This is a genomic window from Pseudomonas sp. Sample_10 (assembly GCF_004321495.1).
Lineage (GTDB): Bacteria > Pseudomonadota > Gammaproteobacteria > Pseudomonadales > Pseudomonadaceae > Aquipseudomonas.
On sequence record NZ_RCOE01000188.1, the window covers coordinates 1 to 1,138 of the forward strand.

A 1,138-nucleotide genomic window follows, 5' to 3' on the forward strand; every position below is an offset into this window, starting at 1 on the left:
GTGTCCTTCATGCTTTCCTTGTGGCCGATCTGCGAAGAGTTGGGATCGATGTAGGTGACGTTGGCACCTTGGTCATAGGCCGCGACTTCGAACGCACAGCGGGTGCGGGTCGAGGTTTTTTCGAAGATCAGCGCGATGTTGTTGCCCTTGAGGTGCTGCTGTTCGGTGCCGGTGTATTTGGCGCGCTTGAGGTCGCGGGACAGGTCGAGCAGGTAACGCAATTCGCGAGGGGTGTGGTGTTCCAGGCTCAGCAGATTGCGGTTATGAATATTGAACGCCATTTTGGATCTCCTAAGGTGTCGGTTATCCCTTCGGCCCACACTCGGTAAGTGCGGGCCGAAGTTAATAGGTTAGTAGTCGATCGGATCGCGGATGATCGGGCAGGTCATGCAGTGGCCGCCGCCGCGACCGCGTCCGAGTTCGCCGGCGCTGATGGTGATCACTTCCACCCCGGCCTTGCGCAGCAGAGTATTGGTGTAGGTATTGCGGTCGTAGCCGATGACCACCCCCGGTTCCACGGCCACCACGTTGTTGCCGTCATCCCATTGCTCGCGTTCGGCGGCGAAGCTGTTGCCGCCGGTTTCGACGACGCGCAGGGCCTTGAGGTTGAGGGCCTTGGCCACGGTGTCGAGGAAGTTGGTTTCTTCGCGACGGATGTCGATGCCGCCCGGTTTGCTTTCGTCGGGGCGAAGGGTGAAGGCAACAATCTGGTTCACCACTTCCGGGAAGATCGTCACCACATCGCGGTCGCAGAAACTGAACACGGTGTCCAGGTGCATCGCCGCGCGGGATTTCGGCAGGCCGGCGACGATGACCTTCTCGACGGCTTTGTTCTTGAACAGGTTGACCGCCAGTTGGCCGATGGCCTGGCGGGATGAGCGTTCGCCCATGCCGATCAACACCACGCCGTTGCCGATCGGCATCACGTCGCCGCCTTCGAGGGTGGAACTGCCGTGGTCCTTGTCCGGGTCGCCATACCAGATTTCGAATTCGGCGTTGGTGAACTGCGGATGGAATTTGTAGATGGCGGTGGTCAACAGGGTTTCCTGGCGACGCGCCGGCCAGTACATAGGGTTGAGGGTGACGCCACCGTAGATCCAGCAGGTGGTGTCGCGGGTGAACTGGGTGTTGGGCAGCG

The 1,138-nt window shown here is 60.5% G+C and carries 1 protein-coding gene and 1 pseudogene; both read right to left on the reverse strand.

The window, feature by feature from the left end; genetic code table 11:
* A pseudogene (locus tag D8U18_RS18685) lies at positions 1-281 on the reverse strand (ornithine carbamoyltransferase subunit F); the annotation flags it as partial.
* A 69-nt stretch (positions 282-350) separates the two neighbouring features.
* The coding region (locus D8U18_RS18690; protein WP_241664339.1) for an arginine deiminase family protein at positions 351-1,138 on the reverse strand (788 nt) is incomplete at its 5' end.